At 45.6% G+C, this 14,139-nt stretch carries 15 protein-coding genes; 5 read left to right on the top strand and 10 right to left on the bottom strand.

Annotated features, from left to right (window positions below; genetic code table 11):
• Nucleotides 1-214 (top strand): hypothetical protein (locus N4A56_RS02640; RefSeq protein ID WP_295544899.1); only part of this gene is annotated, 214 nt, incomplete at its 5' end.
• Nucleotides 215-659: 445 nt separating this feature from the next.
• Here the strand turns inward: N4A56_RS02640 and N4A56_RS02635 are convergent.
• The 3 genes from N4A56_RS02635 to N4A56_RS02625 form a co-directional block, all read right to left on the bottom strand.
• On the bottom strand, nt 660-1,124 hold the full coding sequence (locus N4A56_RS02635; RefSeq protein ID WP_293670291.1) for a hypothetical protein: 465 nt from the start codon (nt 1,122-1,124) through the stop codon (nt 660-662).
• Between the two features lie 144 nt (nt 1,125-1,268).
• Nucleotides 1,269-2,282: a bifunctional ADP-heptose synthase gene (locus N4A56_RS02630; protein ID WP_295544897.1), complete on the bottom strand. Its 1,014-nt coding sequence runs from the start codon at nt 2,280-2,282 to the stop codon at nt 1,269-1,271.
• 80 nt (nt 2,283-2,362) lie between these two features.
• Nucleotides 2,363-3,256, bottom strand: coding sequence for a ParB/RepB/Spo0J family partition protein (locus N4A56_RS02625; RefSeq protein ID WP_295544895.1), 894 nt, complete (start codon nt 3,254-3,256; stop codon nt 2,363-2,365).
• Nucleotides 3,257-3,340: 84 nt separating this feature from the next.
• On the opposite strand from N4A56_RS02625, the gene N4A56_RS02620 reads away from it, so the two are divergent.
• Nucleotides 3,341-3,781 (top strand): hypothetical protein, encoded by a 441-nt coding sequence (locus N4A56_RS02620; RefSeq protein WP_293670295.1) that lies wholly within the window; start codon nt 3,341-3,343, stop codon nt 3,779-3,781.
• Nucleotides 3,782-3,795: 14 nt separating this feature from the next.
• Here N4A56_RS02620 and N4A56_RS02615 read toward each other — a convergent pair whose 3' ends face one another.
• The 7 genes from N4A56_RS02615 to N4A56_RS02585 form a co-directional block, all read right to left on the bottom strand.
• Complete coding sequence (locus N4A56_RS02615; protein ID WP_295544893.1) at nt 3,796-4,575, bottom strand: AAA family ATPase; 780 nt, start codon at nt 4,573-4,575, stop codon at nt 3,796-3,798.
• Nucleotides 4,576-5,366: 791 nt separating this feature from the next.
• A complete protein-coding gene (locus N4A56_RS02610; RefSeq protein ID WP_295544890.1) occupies nt 5,367-6,374 on the bottom strand; it encodes an NAD-dependent epimerase in 1,008 nt (335 codons plus the stop codon).
• Between the two features lie 72 nt (nt 6,375-6,446).
• Nucleotides 6,447-7,208, bottom strand: a complete 762-nt coding sequence (locus tag N4A56_RS02605; RefSeq protein WP_293670300.1) for a slipin family protein — start codon at nt 7,206-7,208, stop codon at nt 6,447-6,449.
• A 64-nt stretch (nt 7,209-7,272) separates the two neighbouring features.
• Nucleotides 7,273-8,631, bottom strand: a complete 1,359-nt coding sequence (locus N4A56_RS02600) for a nodulation protein NfeD (RefSeq protein WP_293670301.1) — start codon at nt 8,629-8,631, stop codon at nt 7,273-7,275.
• A gap of 241 nt (nt 8,632-8,872) precedes the next feature.
• Entirely contained in the window at nt 8,873-9,673 is an 801-nt protein-coding gene (locus N4A56_RS02595; RefSeq protein ID WP_295544888.1) for a hypothetical protein, read from the bottom strand.
• The gene (gene coaBC, locus N4A56_RS02590) at nt 9,655-10,863 is read right to left on the bottom strand and encodes a bifunctional phosphopantothenoylcysteine decarboxylase/phosphopantothenate--cysteine ligase CoaBC (RefSeq protein WP_295544886.1); all 1,209 of its coding nucleotides are present in this window, start codon (nt 10,861-10,863) and stop codon (nt 9,655-9,657) included. Before coaBC ends, N4A56_RS02595 begins: the two co-directional genes overlap by 19 nt.
• Nucleotides 10,863-11,432 carry a hypothetical protein gene (locus N4A56_RS02585; RefSeq protein WP_295544884.1) on the bottom strand — a complete coding sequence of 190 codons (570 nt, stop codon included), beginning with the start codon at nt 11,430-11,432 and terminating at the stop codon, nt 10,863-10,865. Before N4A56_RS02585 ends, coaBC begins: the two co-directional genes overlap by 1 nt.
• Before the next feature lie 153 nt (nt 11,433-11,585).
• Here N4A56_RS02585 and queA point away from each other — a divergent pair, with 153 nt between their 5' ends.
• The 3 genes from queA (at nt 11,586) to N4A56_RS02570 (ending at nt 14,137) form a co-directional block, all read left to right on the top strand.
• Complete coding sequence (gene queA / locus N4A56_RS02580; protein WP_295544883.1) at nt 11,586-12,704, top strand: tRNA preQ1(34) S-adenosylmethionine ribosyltransferase-isomerase QueA; 1,119 nt, start codon at nt 11,586-11,588, stop codon at nt 12,702-12,704.
• A 141-nt stretch (nt 12,705-12,845) separates the two neighbouring features.
• Nucleotides 12,846-13,073, top strand: coding sequence for a 4Fe-4S dicluster domain-containing protein (locus N4A56_RS02575; RefSeq protein WP_020001130.1), 228 nt, complete (start codon nt 12,846-12,848; stop codon nt 13,071-13,073).
• Nucleotides 13,074-13,075: 2 nt separating this feature from the next.
• Complete coding sequence (locus N4A56_RS02570; RefSeq protein ID WP_293670311.1) at nt 13,076-14,137, top strand: 3-methyl-2-oxobutanoate dehydrogenase subunit VorB; 1,062 nt, start codon at nt 13,076-13,078, stop codon at nt 14,135-14,137.
• The last annotated feature ends 2 nt before the right edge of the window (nt 14,138-14,139 follow it).

Here is a 14,139-nt window from a genome sequence, read left to right as displayed (position 1 = left end):
GTTTCAAGATGTCTTCGACGACGCTGCCGCGGGCTTCAAGAACCTTTCTCGAAGAAAGGTTCTTGAAAATCTCCAAAGACTTTTACTCGCGAGGTCAGCCCTTTTTTTACACCACCTCGCGGCTTACGCACCACTACCTTACTTAATTAAAGCACTAGGCAAAAAAATCAAGCTCCCCCAGTTACCGTCAAAACAAACTGTCGAAAAGAGGTAACCCTCTTCGTTCCCCTCAAAAAAAAATCCCCCCTAATTGGTCTGCACTGGTCTGCACCCCATTAGGTGGAAGTAAATAAACCTAGTAAGGCTTTTTTACCCTGTCCACCTAATGGGGTGCATATCAAATCAGAATCAGGGGGCGCATGTTCATACAAAAAAAAAGATGGAGTAAAAAACTCCACCCTTTCTTTATTGTTCGCCCCATCCTTGAATAAACCCACTTGCTGCAAACCTATTCAAACACCTGACATAAAAGAAAATTCACCTAATTGGGGTCAAGGGGACGCGTCCCCTTGCGGGGGTGCAGGGGGCGGCGCCCGCCTGCCCGTCGGAGACACCCCACCTTCATTCGCCTGCCTGTCGGAGACTCGCCGAAGGCTAAAAAAAGAGCAACCAGCTCACAGCCAGTTGCTCTCATTAACAATCTTATCTAATTGGTTTTACTAAAAAAACAAAGGATTTTCGAAGTTTTCCAAATCATACCAGCAATCTTTATCTACAATTTGTGCTTGCTCTATCACAAGAACTTTGTTGCTAGCATTTGTTAACCATTGCGACAAGACGCCCTCGCCCTCAAAGTTGCCTACAACAGTTATTGTGTCACCGTTTGTCAGTCCAATTTTAGAAATATTTACGATCTCATCTTTTCGCAAAATGACAATTACACGGGAATTAAGCTCAATGAACATATCGTTAAGCTTGCTTTGATCTATGCGTGTAATTTTGCCCTCAACGTAAACAATTTTACCATCCAGCTTGAGAATCACCTCATCCTTTGCCAGATATCCTCTATATAGTTCATTCGCACTGTAACTTTTAAGCTTTGTCATTGATGCACAGCCAGCAGAAAAAAGTATCGTTATGCACAGAACGAGAATGAGTACGAGTCGAAATCTAATTATGCTCATCGAAGTACCGAAAAAAAGACCCGGAGTATGATTCCAGGCCTTATGATGCTTGTTGTGACTACCAAGAAATAGGGCACACTGAATGATATGGATACACTTATATCCCAATCTGTTGATAACAATAAGTGTACACGTAACGGGTAGCTAAGTCCATTTTTCCACTGGTGGTAATGGGAGGCTTTGAATGGTTTCGATAAGTTGATCCGGCGTTACAGAAGCGGCTCCTACATGCCCCACAACGACACCTGCGGCGTAGTTTGCCAACACACAAGAATCGATAAGAGAACAACCTGAAGCAACAGCCAGCGCTGCTGTAGCAATGACGGTATCACCCGCGCCTGTTACATCGAAAACTTCTTGCGCCATTGTTGGCACATGCCAGACTGTATCTTCGTCATCAAAAAGAGCCATCCCCAGCGGTCCGAGAGTTGTGAGAAGCTTATCACAATCAAGAAGACGGAATATTTCACGACCAGCTTCAAGAATTTCTTCACGCGTTCCCACAGGAAGGTTAGCCCCTTCACTGGTTTCTTTTGCATTTGGCGTTAAGATAAATACATTCTGATAAAGCCTAAAGTTCGGCGTTTTCGGATCTACGAAAATTTTAGGACGATGTTCCTGTGCATCACACAAGAAACTCAAGCGTTCCATAAATTCCTTACTAACAACGCCCTTACCGTAATCTGACACAATCACTACTTCATATTCAGAAATGCAATTTTCGACTCGAACCATAAGCTGATCGAGAGCTTCGCCCTGAATTGTAGCTGTATCTTCTCGGTCGATACGAATCATCTGTTGGTTACTGGCAAGAATACGTGTTTTCCGTGTTGTCTTGCGAGTTCCAATCTGTTGAATGTCGTGCTCGATTCCTTCAGAATCTAACAGAGCATTCAACAAATCTGCACCCATTCCAGTACCGGAAACTGTAATAATTTTAGGAACACCACCAAGCGTGCGAACGTTTTTGGCTACGTTACCAGCTCCGCCCAACACATGCCTGTCACTACTCACATGAACAACCGGCACTGGAGCCTCTGGAGAAATCCGGTCCGCACTGCCCATCAAATATTCATCTATCATGATGTCACCGATAATAAGAACTTTAGAATCGGCAAAGCAGTGAACACGTTCTGCAAGTGTATATTTATTTACCATATATAATGTTATCCTCAGAATAATAACGCTACGAGGTCAGCCAAATCAGCACATCACTGATGCGTGATAGACATGTAGCATTAACCGGCTTGCTCAATTCCCAATTTGCTGAGTAACGTGCGCAGCTCTTCTTCCGAACTGTACGCCAGCGTCACTTTTCCTTTCTGCTCAGTACCGCTCATGGTTACTTTGCTGGCAAAAAGCGAACTCAGCTGTGTTTGAAATTCTTTCAACGCAGCAGGTTTTTCTGTTTTTATTTTTTCTTTTTTTGCCTCTTCGGGAGTGACAAAACGTTTATGCTGTTTCCAAGACGCTGCAAGAGCTTCTGCCTCGCGCACCGTCAACATTTGCGAAACTATGATACCAAGAAAATCGATTCGGGCAACTTCATCGACAGCAAGAATAGCTCTGGCGTGCCCAGCTGTAATAGTACCGTTTGAAAGTGCGTCCTGAGCAACATCAGGAAGCTGTAACAAGCGCAATGTGTTTGCAATTGCAGAACGGCTCTTTCCAACCTGCTTTGCCAGTTCTTCTTGCGAAAGACTGAACTGTTCTTTCAACTCCTGAAGACCTTTTGCTTCTTCGAGCGGGGTCAAATCTTCACGCTGTAAGTTTTCGATCAACGCAATTGCCAGCGTTTCCATGTCATCCAGTTCTCGAATAACAACCGGAACCTCACGAATACCTGCCAGCTGGCTTGCTCTAAATCTACGTTCGCCCGCTACAATTTCATATACATTCTGCCCGTTAGCGACGATTGGTCGAACAAGCAAAGGCTGGAGTACGCCTTTTTCGTGGATTGAAGTAGCCAGTTCTTCCAGTGCATCATCATCAAACGTTTTACGAGGCTGCCCCGGATTTGCCTGTAAAAGCCGCAAAGGAAGAGTGTTCGGTTTTTCTACTTCTTCAACAGCATCTGTATTTTTAAACAGTGCATCCAATCCACGCCCGAGACCTCTCTGTGCGCCTGCCATATATATCTCCTTGACAATCTGTCTTTAGAACATGACTCTTGGATATTCACACTCACAAATAATCGGCACGTTATGGAGGCTGAAATGTCTGAATATGAAAACCATGTAAAGCCATTGTACGACCGTGAAGGTAACCTGCACGGCGTATTGCTAAGCCCTGAAATTTGGGCAAAAGCGGGTAAAAAAATATCAAAGATTCTTGATCAGGCTCAGGGAAAAGATACTTCTGAGATTAATCAAGAACCTATTGAAGACTGGCAGATGTTTAAAGATTATTGGGACTTTAAGTACCCGTTCAATGCCAAAGTTTCATGCAAAGCATGCGGTGCTGAGTCAGAGAACTGGGAAGAAGACAGCCCAAGAATCTTCCATCTTACAAACGCTTCTTTAAGCGGTCTGCTTGTATTCCACTGTGAAAAATGTGGTGGAACCGTACGCAAAAAGCATTTTAAAGATCACATCTGTTTCGAAGCTACAACACATTCCGGCGAATCTTGCGAACCGGAATGCATCTATCCAGAATAGCTACATCACCAAAATTATCTCATAGGCGCAGAGGCATTCCGCATTGCAACTTCCTTAGCAAGTGCAAGGTATGCTGCTGCGCCTTTTGATTTTATATCGTAGTGAATAATTGATTTTCCAAAACTCGGCGCTTCAGAAAGGCGCACATTTCGGGGAATAATCGTTTCGAATATATGCTCAGGAAAGCAACGCTCTACTTCATTTTTTACCTGAGTAGAAAGTCTATTCCGTTTGTCAAACATAGTAAGCACAACACCCAGCAACGATAAATCTGTGTTGAGGCGTTTTTTTACCTGCTCGTATGTTTGCAATAGTTTTACAATCCCTTCCAGCGCATAAAATTCACACTGAAGCGGGATGAGAACTTCCTGAGCTGCGCATAGAGCATTCAGTGTAATCAAGCCAAGAGAAGGTGGGCAGTCTATAATGATATAGTCAAATCGGGATGCCACATTTTTCAAGACATCCTGCAAATAATATTCACGCCCCATCTTATCTACAAGCTCAAGTTCAACAGCAACAAGATCAGTGGATGCCGGTAGCACAGAAAGATACGGCATATCTGTAGGGTAAATTGCATGCAGTGTTTTTTCTGGCGTAAAAAAAGTGCGGTATAAATTGCTGGACAAGTTCTCTACATCAAGACCGATGCCGCTTGTTGCGTTTGCCTGCGGGTCACAGTCGACAAGAAGAACTCGCTTCTCCATTACAGCCAAAGACGCTGCTAAGTTTACAGATGACGTAGTTTTACCCACACCACCTTTTTGGTTAGCTACAGCAATAATCCGTGCCACATGAACCTCTCTTGTACAGTTGAAGTAGGATAATGCATGAAAATGTTTCGCGTGAAACATACTAAAATTATCCTGTCCTACCCTCTCTAACTACAGCGTTGCAGAGTAACTTTTCCATTGCTAGTTAATATACTGTGATTATGTCAACACAAAGCAATGAACTTTGCATGGTAAAAAATACATCCCTTATCCGTTATACTCGAAGTCGCAAAGTTACCTAATTAGAAACTATCGTTAGTTTTTATGCGTCATGTTTCACGTGAAACGGCAGCCTTTCTCTTGCGTTCATTTCATTTTTATTTTTGCTTTTCTGTTGCTATTTTCTTTTTTGTCTCCGACGGGCAAGGGATTTGAAACCCCTTGATCCCCCATTAGGCGAGCCTAGCCCGTCTGTACTTACAGCTTCTAGCGCCACGAAAATTTTACAAATTTTTTTTGAGCTTCGTATATAACATTAAAAAAGATTATTGAAGTTACACAAAAAACATAACTACCCAAAAAACGACAATAACGTGCCTCCAACCATAAGCACATAGGTAATCTCACCTGAGTTATTTATCCTTCCCTGTACCTGAATATTCCCCCCCCCTCTCAAAAACAACTATCTTGAAGCCGAGAAGTATATAAAAAAAGAGTACTCATCGCCTAATAGGGGGTGCAGGGGGTTTGAAATCCCCTGCCCGTCGGAGACAAAAAAACATTACATTTACCATCAGAACCAATCAGATAACTCGCCATAAAAAAAGGCTCTCAAAAGAGAGCCTTTCTGTTGTTTCACGTGAAACCAAAAACTATACGTTGTAGTATCCGCGATACCAATCAACAAATGCACCGATGCCTTTTTCAATGGAGGTATCTGGTCTGAAGCCCACATCGTTCATCAAGTCATCTACGTTTGCGTAGGTTGCAGCAACGTCACCCGGCTGCATCTCCATCATGTTCTTGATAGCTTTTTTACCGAGCTTTTCTTCGAGCACTTCAATGAAGCGACCAAGCTCAACACAATTGTTGTTACCGATGTTGTAGACACGGTATGGCGCAGAACTGGAAGCTGGGTCAGGGTTGTTGCTGTCCCAATCTGGGTTTGGCTCTGGTGTTTTGTTGGTAACGCGCACTACACCTTCTACGATATCGTCGATATAGGTAAAGTCGCGTTTCATTTTTCCGTGGTTGAATACGTTGATCGGCTTGCCTTCCAAAATTGCTTTTGTGAAGAGGAAAAGCGCCATATCAGGACGTCCCCACGGGCCGTATACTGTGAAGAAGCGAAGTCCTGTTGTTGGCAGACCGTACAGGTGACTGTAAGTATGCGCCATAAGCTCGTTCGCTTTTTTACTTGCAGCGTAAAGGCTGACAGGATGGTTAACCGCTTTGTGAGTATCAAACGGCATATTTGTGTTCAACCCATATACAGAGCTTGAGGATGCATACACCAGATGCTTCACGCCGTTATGACGACAGCCTTCAAGAATGTTGCCGAAGCCAACAAGGTTTGCGTCTACATAGGAATCTGGATTTTCGATAGAGTATCGAACGCCTGCCTGACCTGCGAGGTTCACAACATGTGTGAACTGTTCGGTAGCAAACATTTCGCGCATGGATTCACGATCTGCAAGATCAAAGTTGGCGTGGCGGAAATTTGGATTAGCAACAAGCGGTGCAAGACGATCTTTTTTCAATTGAACGCTGTAGTAGTCATTCAAGTTATCAAGACCAACCACAGTGTGACCTGCGGATAAAAAACGCTGGGAAAGGGCGGAGCCGATAAAACCGGCAGCTCCCGTTACAAGAATATGCATTCAAAAGCTCCTGAAGGTGCAGTGAAAGTGTATGTAATCCGAGCTGCCGGTCTGTATACCGATACCTCGGAATTAAGTATCATCTGTTTTTTCAACGCCTTTTTGTGGCATGAGTTTAGTCACTATGTCTAGTGGTATTGGAATCAGAGTTGAGCCAGCATTACCGGACATTTCCTGCATAGTTTGCAGGTATCGCAATTGCAATGCTTGTGGATGACGGGCGATAATTTCCGCAGCTTCAGACAGCTTCGTCGCAGCCTGATATTCACCTTCAGCATTAATAACTTTAGCCCTGCGCTCGCGTTCCGCTTCAGCCTGTTTTGCCATAGCGCGCTGCATTTCCTGCGGCAAATCGATATGTTTCAGCTCAACTGAATTTACTTTAATTCCCCACGGAGCTGTCTGCTTATCGAGCAAATCTTGAATCTGCATATTCATTTTCTCACGGTGCGCCAAAAGCTCATCAAGCTCTGCTCCACCACACACACTACGCAGTGTTGTCTGCGCAAGCTGTGAGGTTGCGAATAAAAAATCTTCTACTTCAATGATGGATTTGGTCGGCTCCACAACCTTAAAATAGACAACAGCACTAACCTGAACAGATACGTTATCACGCGTAATGACATCCTGCGATGGAACATCCAAAGTCAGCACCCGCATGGAAACTCGAATCATGCGATCTATAACAGGAATGAGGATGATAAGCCCCGGCCCTTTAGAATCCAAAACACGCCCAAGGCGAAACACGACCGCCCTTTCATACTCGTTCAAGATACGGATAGCTAAGACTAAAAAGACAACCACAACGCCAAGTACCGCCGAAATTGTATACATACTTGCTCCCGATATATTTTCAGGTTTGACTATTCAAAGTTGCTGGAAGGTATCCTTGTACCATTCATTCTTTATCGATTATTACCGTAAGCCCTTCGATAGCCTTCACGGTAACTTTTGCTCCCTTTTCTAACTCAACGCCATCAGGATACTTTTCCGAATCTATTTTTGCTGACCATAATGTTCCGTAGGCAAACACTCTGCCTTCTTTGCCATCCCACGAAAGAACCTCTGCTGTGGTTCCAATCATGGCTTCGATCCCGCTTGCAGGTTTTTTGCGCATAGCTTTGGCTGCTAAAAAAGCAGCACCACCCATGATCGATGCAATAGCACCTGTGGTTCCCAGAACTAAAGAGATTGGTAACGCCATATGCCCACCCTCTTCGGGAAACAAAATGAGCGAGCCAATTAACAATGCCGCCACTCCCCCAAGAGAAAGCAATCCGTAGCTAGTAATATTTATTTCCAGAGCAAAGAGAACAATACTGAAGAGAATAAGAAGCAGACCGGCAATATTTGTTGGAAGAATAGACATTGCATATGCGCCAAGTAATAACGCTAACGCGCCCACAACCCCCGGTATAATCGCTCCGGCATGGGTAAATTCAATGAAAAGACACGCCACACCTGCAAGTAAAAGCAAGTAGGCAATTTGCGGATCAATCAGCCACGATAACACTTTGTACCGAAACGTCGGCTCGTATCGAACAATTTGCAATTGCGACTCAGAAAAGTGAACCGTTCCATCCAGAGTTTTTATGCCATGTTTGCCTGCCTGAACAAGAAAGTCTTCCACGGACGGTGCAACCACTTCGACAACACGCGCCGTTGCAGCTCTTTCACTATTGATCGTCGTGCTGTTGCGAACAGCATCTTCGTACCAATTCAAATTTCTGTCATGCCGCGCAGCAACGGAACGAACAAGACTAACAAGGTCGTTTATAACTTTTTTACTCATTGTCGGATCAATATTTTTTCCACCTGCTCCAACAGGAGATGCAGCCCCCATAGTTGTCTGCGGAGCCATTCCTGCAAATGCTGAGGCAGCTACAAGAAATACACCTGCACTTGCAGCACGGGAACCTCTTGGCCCAACCCACACCAAAACGGGAATAGATGAGTTGAGCATTGTTTTTACAATTTCTCGCATAGAGGAAACAAGCCCACCTGGAGTGTCCAATTGCAGAACCACAAACTGTGCTCCAATCGAGCCAGCCTCTTTCAAAACATTTTCTGTCAATTCTGCCTGCGCGGGTCCAATCCCACCTTCAATTGAAAATTGTACAATCGTAATTTTGGAATTTTCCGCATTTTGAGAGGTCTGTATGGGCGATTTTTCTTCAGCAGGTAATGTGATTGTTTGCAAAACTACAAAAAACGCCGCAAACAGGCTAATAACGGCTATAAAACGCAAACCTCTCATTTTCACCTCCCAAAACACTACTTGATAAGAATTATTCCTACTATGTGGAAAGCTACACCTTATTCTGAGCTAATACCAGTATGGAACAAAAAGACATTGTTTTTTGGAAAATCAAAAAGCTTCACGTGAAACATAAAAAAGCGCACCCTCTTTTTACAGAGAGTGCGCTACGCATTTCAGACAAAGTAAGCGAGAACTTACAAGGTATACATTTTCTTCACCGGATCAAAACACCGGTTCCTTATCGAGACAATCGAATCGCAGTACGGAGGTATGCAACAACCGGTGCAAGCATGTTCGGAGATTTGACCAAGTAATCAACATCCGGCAATGCAATAAGTCTATGTCCTAAGAACTGGGTAAACAGATATGGTCGCAATGTAGAATCCGGCATAAAGCTTTTAAGAGCCTTGGAGCCAAACACAACGCTATAACGAGGACGCAGACGGCGCAAGCCAGCAAGGAAAATCTCCGGCGCAGGAGTCAAATCACCTGCGACAGCACCACTTGCCGCCACAGGCCAAAACGAACTTGTTCCGCGCGGAAGGTTAATGCTGCTAATAAGCTTTTTTAATATTTCACGACGCTTAGCATCTGCATGACCGGAAAGATCATCACCGAGCGACCAGTATGTCCACACAACAGGGCTTGGAATTTGAACTTTACTCCAATATCCCTGCCACTGCTCAGGCCATTCTTCTGGCGGTTTATTTGTCGGATGAATAACAAGCGACGGCATAGCGCGGGGCGGCACTGCTGTAGAGTGCGAAGCAGGACGTTGCGGGCGCTGTTTTTGAGGCTGTGCTACTGGTGCTGCCTGCTGCTTAGGCTGTTGCTGTATAGACTGCGGAGCTGCCTGCTGTGCAGGCGCAACAGAAGACGGGACAGGCTGTGCCACTGGTGCAGCTTGCACTGCCGAAGCTGCTGCTTGCGCGTCAGCCATTGCCTGTGCAATAGAGCCATCCTCATCAAAAAGAAAGCGAAGTCCGGCATTATGCCAAGGACGTATCTGTTCGCTAAGAACTACAGTTGAAGCAGCCAATCAAAAACTCTCCATGCGACTTCCGGCTTCGGTGCAACAGGCCAATCTTCCTGCCTGCCGTTTCTATCAACAATGCAGACTTCGTTAGTGGCAGAGCCGAACCCGGAACCACTCTTCGCAACATTATTACCAACAATAATATCTGCATTCTTGGCAGTAAGTTTCTTCTTCATATTCTCACGTAGATTATCAGTCTCAGCAGCAAAACCGATCACTCGTTGGTCATCACGTTTTTTCGTACCGAGCGTTTTAAGAATATCTACGGTTCGAGTAAAGGACACTGTAAGGTCATCCCCACCCTTCTTAAATTTGGAATCACCAAAAGGCACAGGAGAATAATCTGCAACAGCTGCTGTAAATACGCCAATGCTCATATCGTTCCATAAGGACTCAGCCGCTTCAAACATATCCGCTGCACTCGTCACATCATGTCGGGTGATAACCGATGGCAACCACGGTGTACCTGCACCGCACACAGCATGTACTTCTGCACCACGCAGCCATGCCGCAATAGCGAACGACGCTCCCATAGTACCGGAAGAAGGATTTGACCAGAAACGAACACCGTCCCACTTTTCACGGGTAGGACCAAGCGTTACCATAACAGTCTGCCCTGCCATATCCTGCGGAGACAGTGCCCGCAGTCCATGCAGGTAAATATCATCAACAGGAGCAAGACGCCCCTGTCCTTCTTCAAGACATGCTGTCCGTCCACACCCCGGCTCAATAATCACATGCCCGCGACAACTTAATCTGTCGATATTTTCCTGTGTAGCAGCATTGTGCCACATGCGCGGATTCATCGCCGGAGCAATCACCAGCTTTTCAGGAAACGCCAGCGCCTGACACGAAAGCATATCATCTGCCAAGCCATTTGCAAGGCGTGCAATGGTTGTGGCAGAAGCCGGAGCAATGACAAAAGCATGGCATGCTTCACCCGGCATCAGGTGTCCGAAAACATCGTCACCCACAGGATACATGGTAGAAAAAACAGGTGAAGCACCAAGTGCCTCAAAACTGAGCGGAGTAATAAACTTCTGCGCAGAAGATGTAAGAGTTACACCAACGTCAGCACCGCTATCTTTAAACATTCTCAGTAAGTCCAACCCCTTGTACGCAGCAATTGAACCGCTGATACCAAGGTGCATACGCTTTCCGAGAAAGCCTGTAAAAGCTGTATGTGATTTCACTAGCTGTCCAATCCTTCTTCAGTCGCAGCATTGGAAGCCGGAGCCTGTGCAGCGCTTGGCTTTGGTGCACTATTGTATGAAGAGCGTGGAGCTTCTATGAGTGGAAGCGGCTTTTCAAGCATAGTTTCAGCATGCTCTGGACGAGGAGACACCCAAATTTCCAGATCAGTTGTAAAGCTGCTGGTATCTGTGATGTTCACAATAGCAAAGCGGGTAGGCTTTGTGAAAAGCAATAAGGTGCGCGGTGAGGCGAACTGAAAGCGGAGTTCCCACCCATCCTGACGCATCGTAGTAATCATAGCTCTGGTAAGTGACATAAAATCAACATTACCGGAAAAAACAAGCACACCTGTCTGTTTGTGTCCCATCCCATGTACAAACATCTGAGATTCATCAGGTTCCATTTCGGAAGGAACACGTACATCAGGGAAGTTGTAATATACAAATTTAGATTCTGCTGCTGATTGAGCAGCTCCTGTAGGCTTTGCAGTTCCGGACATATTTGAAAGAGTACAACCGGATAGCATCACGCAAAGAGCTAAAACAGAAAAAACCAGTCGAGCCCGCATGGTCGCTCCTTTATGATTGAGTCTTATAGAGTTCAAGTGTAGGCACATTGAGTACACATCATGTATATAATGTTACATCGAATATAAATAGCGCAATGCAAGATAAACCGCAATTTTACACCTTCCTTAAATGACAGAGAATGGATTATTATAATGGAACGTGACAGTTACTGCACAAATAAAGATTTAGAGACAATTCCTGAAGATTTCAGGTTATCATCATATACCTATGAGCTTCCTGAAGATCAGATTGCTCAGCACCCTGCTGACAAGCGCGGCAGCTCACGCCTTTTTGTTGTCGATAGAAAAACCGGCGAGAATCATGCAGCAATGTTTGCAGATCTTGCAGATTTTCTGCCTAAAAACGCACTGCTTGTTGTCAACAACTCCAAAGTTCTTCCGGCACGCTTATATGGCAAGCGCCCGTCAGGCGGCAAAGTTGAATTTCTCATGCTCACTCCGCTGCCGCTCATTGAGCCTGTAGAAAATGGTGAATGGAAAAACGCAACAGTCGAAGGACTGATGCGCATGTCCAAGCGCGTCAAAGTAGGCACTGTGGCAGAATTTGGTGATGATCTGCGTGTAGAAGTTACCGCTACCGCAGAATTTGGACGCTGCGAAGCAACCATCAGCTGGCGTGGAGACTTGAAAGACCATTTCCTGAACCAAGGTCACCTGCCGCTACCTCCATATATCAAACGCGAAGACACCACAGCTGATAAAGACCGCTACCAGACAGTCTATGCAGACGACTCCCAGCTTGGCTCCGTAGCAGCACCAACTGCGGGGCTGCATTTTACGGAAGAAATGCGCGAGCAGCTTTCACAAAGCGGTATTGAATGGGCAGAAGTAACACTGTACGTTGGATACGGAACGTTTTCACCAGTACGCTGCGATGACATTCGTGAGCATTCAATGCACAAAGAATATATCGAATTGTCCGAAGAAACAGCGCAAAAAATCATTCAGGCAAAAAAAGAAGGTCGTCCTGTAATTGCTGTGGGCACTACATCATCCCGCGTTTTGGAAGGTGCTTTTAAAGAAGCCGGAAAAATAGCACCGTTCAAAGGCTCTACAAATATTTTCATTTACCCCGGCTACACGTTCAATGTTGTAGACCACATGATTACCAACTTCCACTTGCCCGAATCCTCGCTACTCATGATGATTAGCGCCTTCGCTACCAAGCAGCGTGTTCTTGAAGGATACGCCGATGCCATCGCACAAGGCTTCCGGGTATTTAGCTATGGAGATTCCATGCTTATCCTGTAAAAGGGGCTTATGTTATAATGGGTATTGTAATACATGGTCACTTTTGACATAATTGTAGTTCATGCTCCATAAATAAGCCGCAAGTTTTTATATAACCACACGGCAAACAACTGATCTTACTTATAAAGTCGAGGTATAAACATGGCACGGGTTGAATTCCGCGAAGAACGGTGTAAGGGCTGCATGCTCTGTTCTACCGTTTGCCCAAAAAAGATTATCTGCCAGTCCTCCCGCTTTAACCAGCAAGGGTACAAAGTGGCAGAAGTGAAAGCAGAAGACATGGAAAACTGTACAGGCTGTACTTCCTGTGCGCTTATTTGTCCTGACCTTGTTATCAAGGTCTACCGCGAAGAGAAAAAGGAGAAATAGCCATGTCAGAAAAGAAACGTATTTTCATCAAAGGTAACGAAGCTATTTCCCGTGGTGCTCTCGCTGCTGGCTGTACCTGTTACTTCGGCTACCCAATTACTCCGCAGAATGATATTCCTGAATTTCTTTCTACCGAGATGGCAACCGTCAACGGTGAATTTGTTCAGGCTGAATCCGAAGTGGCAGCTGTTAACATGCTTCTCGGCGCTGCTGCTGGCGGTGCACGTGCAATGACTACCTCTTCATCTCCGGGCGTATCACTCATGCAGGAAGGTATTTCCTACATGGCTGGCTCTGAGCTTCCGGGTGTTATTGTTAACGTAAACCGCGGTGGTCCGGGTCTTGGCGACATCGGCTCTTCTCAGGGTGACTACTTCCAGTCCACACGAGGCGGCGGTCATGGCGACTACCGTACACTCGTTCTCGCTCCGGGTACCTGTCAGGAAGGCTACGATATGATGATCGAGGCATTCGACCTTGCATTTAAATATCGTAACCCTGTTCTCGTGCTTGCTGATGCAATTGTAGGACAAATGAAAGAGCCGGTTACTCCTTGGGAACCAGAAGCTGCTGACAACCACGGTGCAGAAAACTGGTGTCTCGACGGTGCAAAAGGTCGCGAAAAACGTCTGCTAAAATCCCTCTTCCTCGAAGATGGTGCACTTGCAGGTCAGAACCGTAACCTTCAGGCAAAGTATGAAGCAATGCAGGCAGAAGCACGCGCAGACGTATTTGAATGTGACGATGCAGAACTGGTAGTTGTAGCATTCGGCTCAATTGGCCGTATTGTTAAATCAACTGTTCGCCGCCTGCGTTCCGAAGGCAAAAAAGTGGGTCTGGTACGTCCTCTTACATTGTACCCGTTCCCATCTGAAGTACTTCGTGATCTTGCCAAGCAGGGCAAACGCTTCCTTACTATTGAACAGAACTGCGGCCAGATGGTAGACGACGTGCGCCTTTCCGTACGTGGTATTGCAGATTCCGATTTCCACGGTCACATGCCAGGCGACCTCCCTGGTTCCGATGACTTCCTCGCACCTATCATCAAGCATCTGGAGGACTAGGG

The sequence above is a fragment of the Halodesulfovibrio sp. genome (genome assembly GCF_025210605.1).
Taxonomy (GTDB): domain Bacteria; phylum Desulfobacterota; class Desulfovibrionia; order Desulfovibrionales; family Desulfovibrionaceae; genus Halodesulfovibrio.
This window is presented reverse-complemented; position numbering and strand designations above follow the sequence as displayed.

What these genes read in the sequence shown, in the direction of transcription:
- N4A56_RS02585 (WP_295544884.1), bottom strand. Translation starts at nt 11,432, where the DNA reads ATGCGGGCTCGACTGGTTTTTTCTGTTTTAGCTCTTTGCGTGATGCTA.
- N4A56_RS02605 (WP_293670300.1), bottom strand. Translation starts at nt 7,208, where the DNA reads ATGTATACAATTTCGGCGGTACTTGGCGTTGTGGTTGTCTTTTTAGTC.
- queA (WP_295544883.1), top strand. Translation starts at nt 11,586, where the DNA reads ATGGAACGTGACAGTTACTGCACAAATAAAGATTTAGAGACAATTCCT.
- N4A56_RS02575 (WP_020001130.1), top strand. Translation starts at nt 12,846, where the DNA reads ATGGCACGGGTTGAATTCCGCGAAGAACGGTGTAAGGGCTGCATGCTC.
- N4A56_RS02600 (WP_293670301.1), bottom strand. Translation starts at nt 8,631, where the DNA reads ATGAGAGGTTTGCGTTTTATAGCCGTTATTAGCCTGTTTGCGGCGTTT.
- N4A56_RS02610 (WP_295544890.1), bottom strand. Translation starts at nt 6,374, where the DNA reads ATGCATATTCTTGTAACGGGAGCTGCCGGTTTTATCGGCTCCGCCCTT.
- N4A56_RS02620 (WP_293670295.1), top strand. Translation starts at nt 3,341, where the DNA reads ATGTCTGAATATGAAAACCATGTAAAGCCATTGTACGACCGTGAAGGT.
- N4A56_RS02630 (WP_295544897.1), bottom strand. Translation starts at nt 2,282, where the DNA reads ATGGTAAATAAATATACACTTGCAGAACGTGTTCACTGCTTTGCCGAT.
- N4A56_RS02570 (WP_293670311.1), top strand. Translation starts at nt 13,076, where the DNA reads ATGTCAGAAAAGAAACGTATTTTCATCAAAGGTAACGAAGCTATTTCC.
- N4A56_RS02635 (WP_293670291.1), bottom strand. Translation starts at nt 1,124, where the DNA reads ATGAGCATAATTAGATTTCGACTCGTACTCATTCTCGTTCTGTGCATA.
- N4A56_RS02625 (WP_295544895.1), bottom strand. Translation starts at nt 3,256, where the DNA reads ATGGCAGGCGCACAGAGAGGTCTCGGGCGTGGATTGGATGCACTGTTT.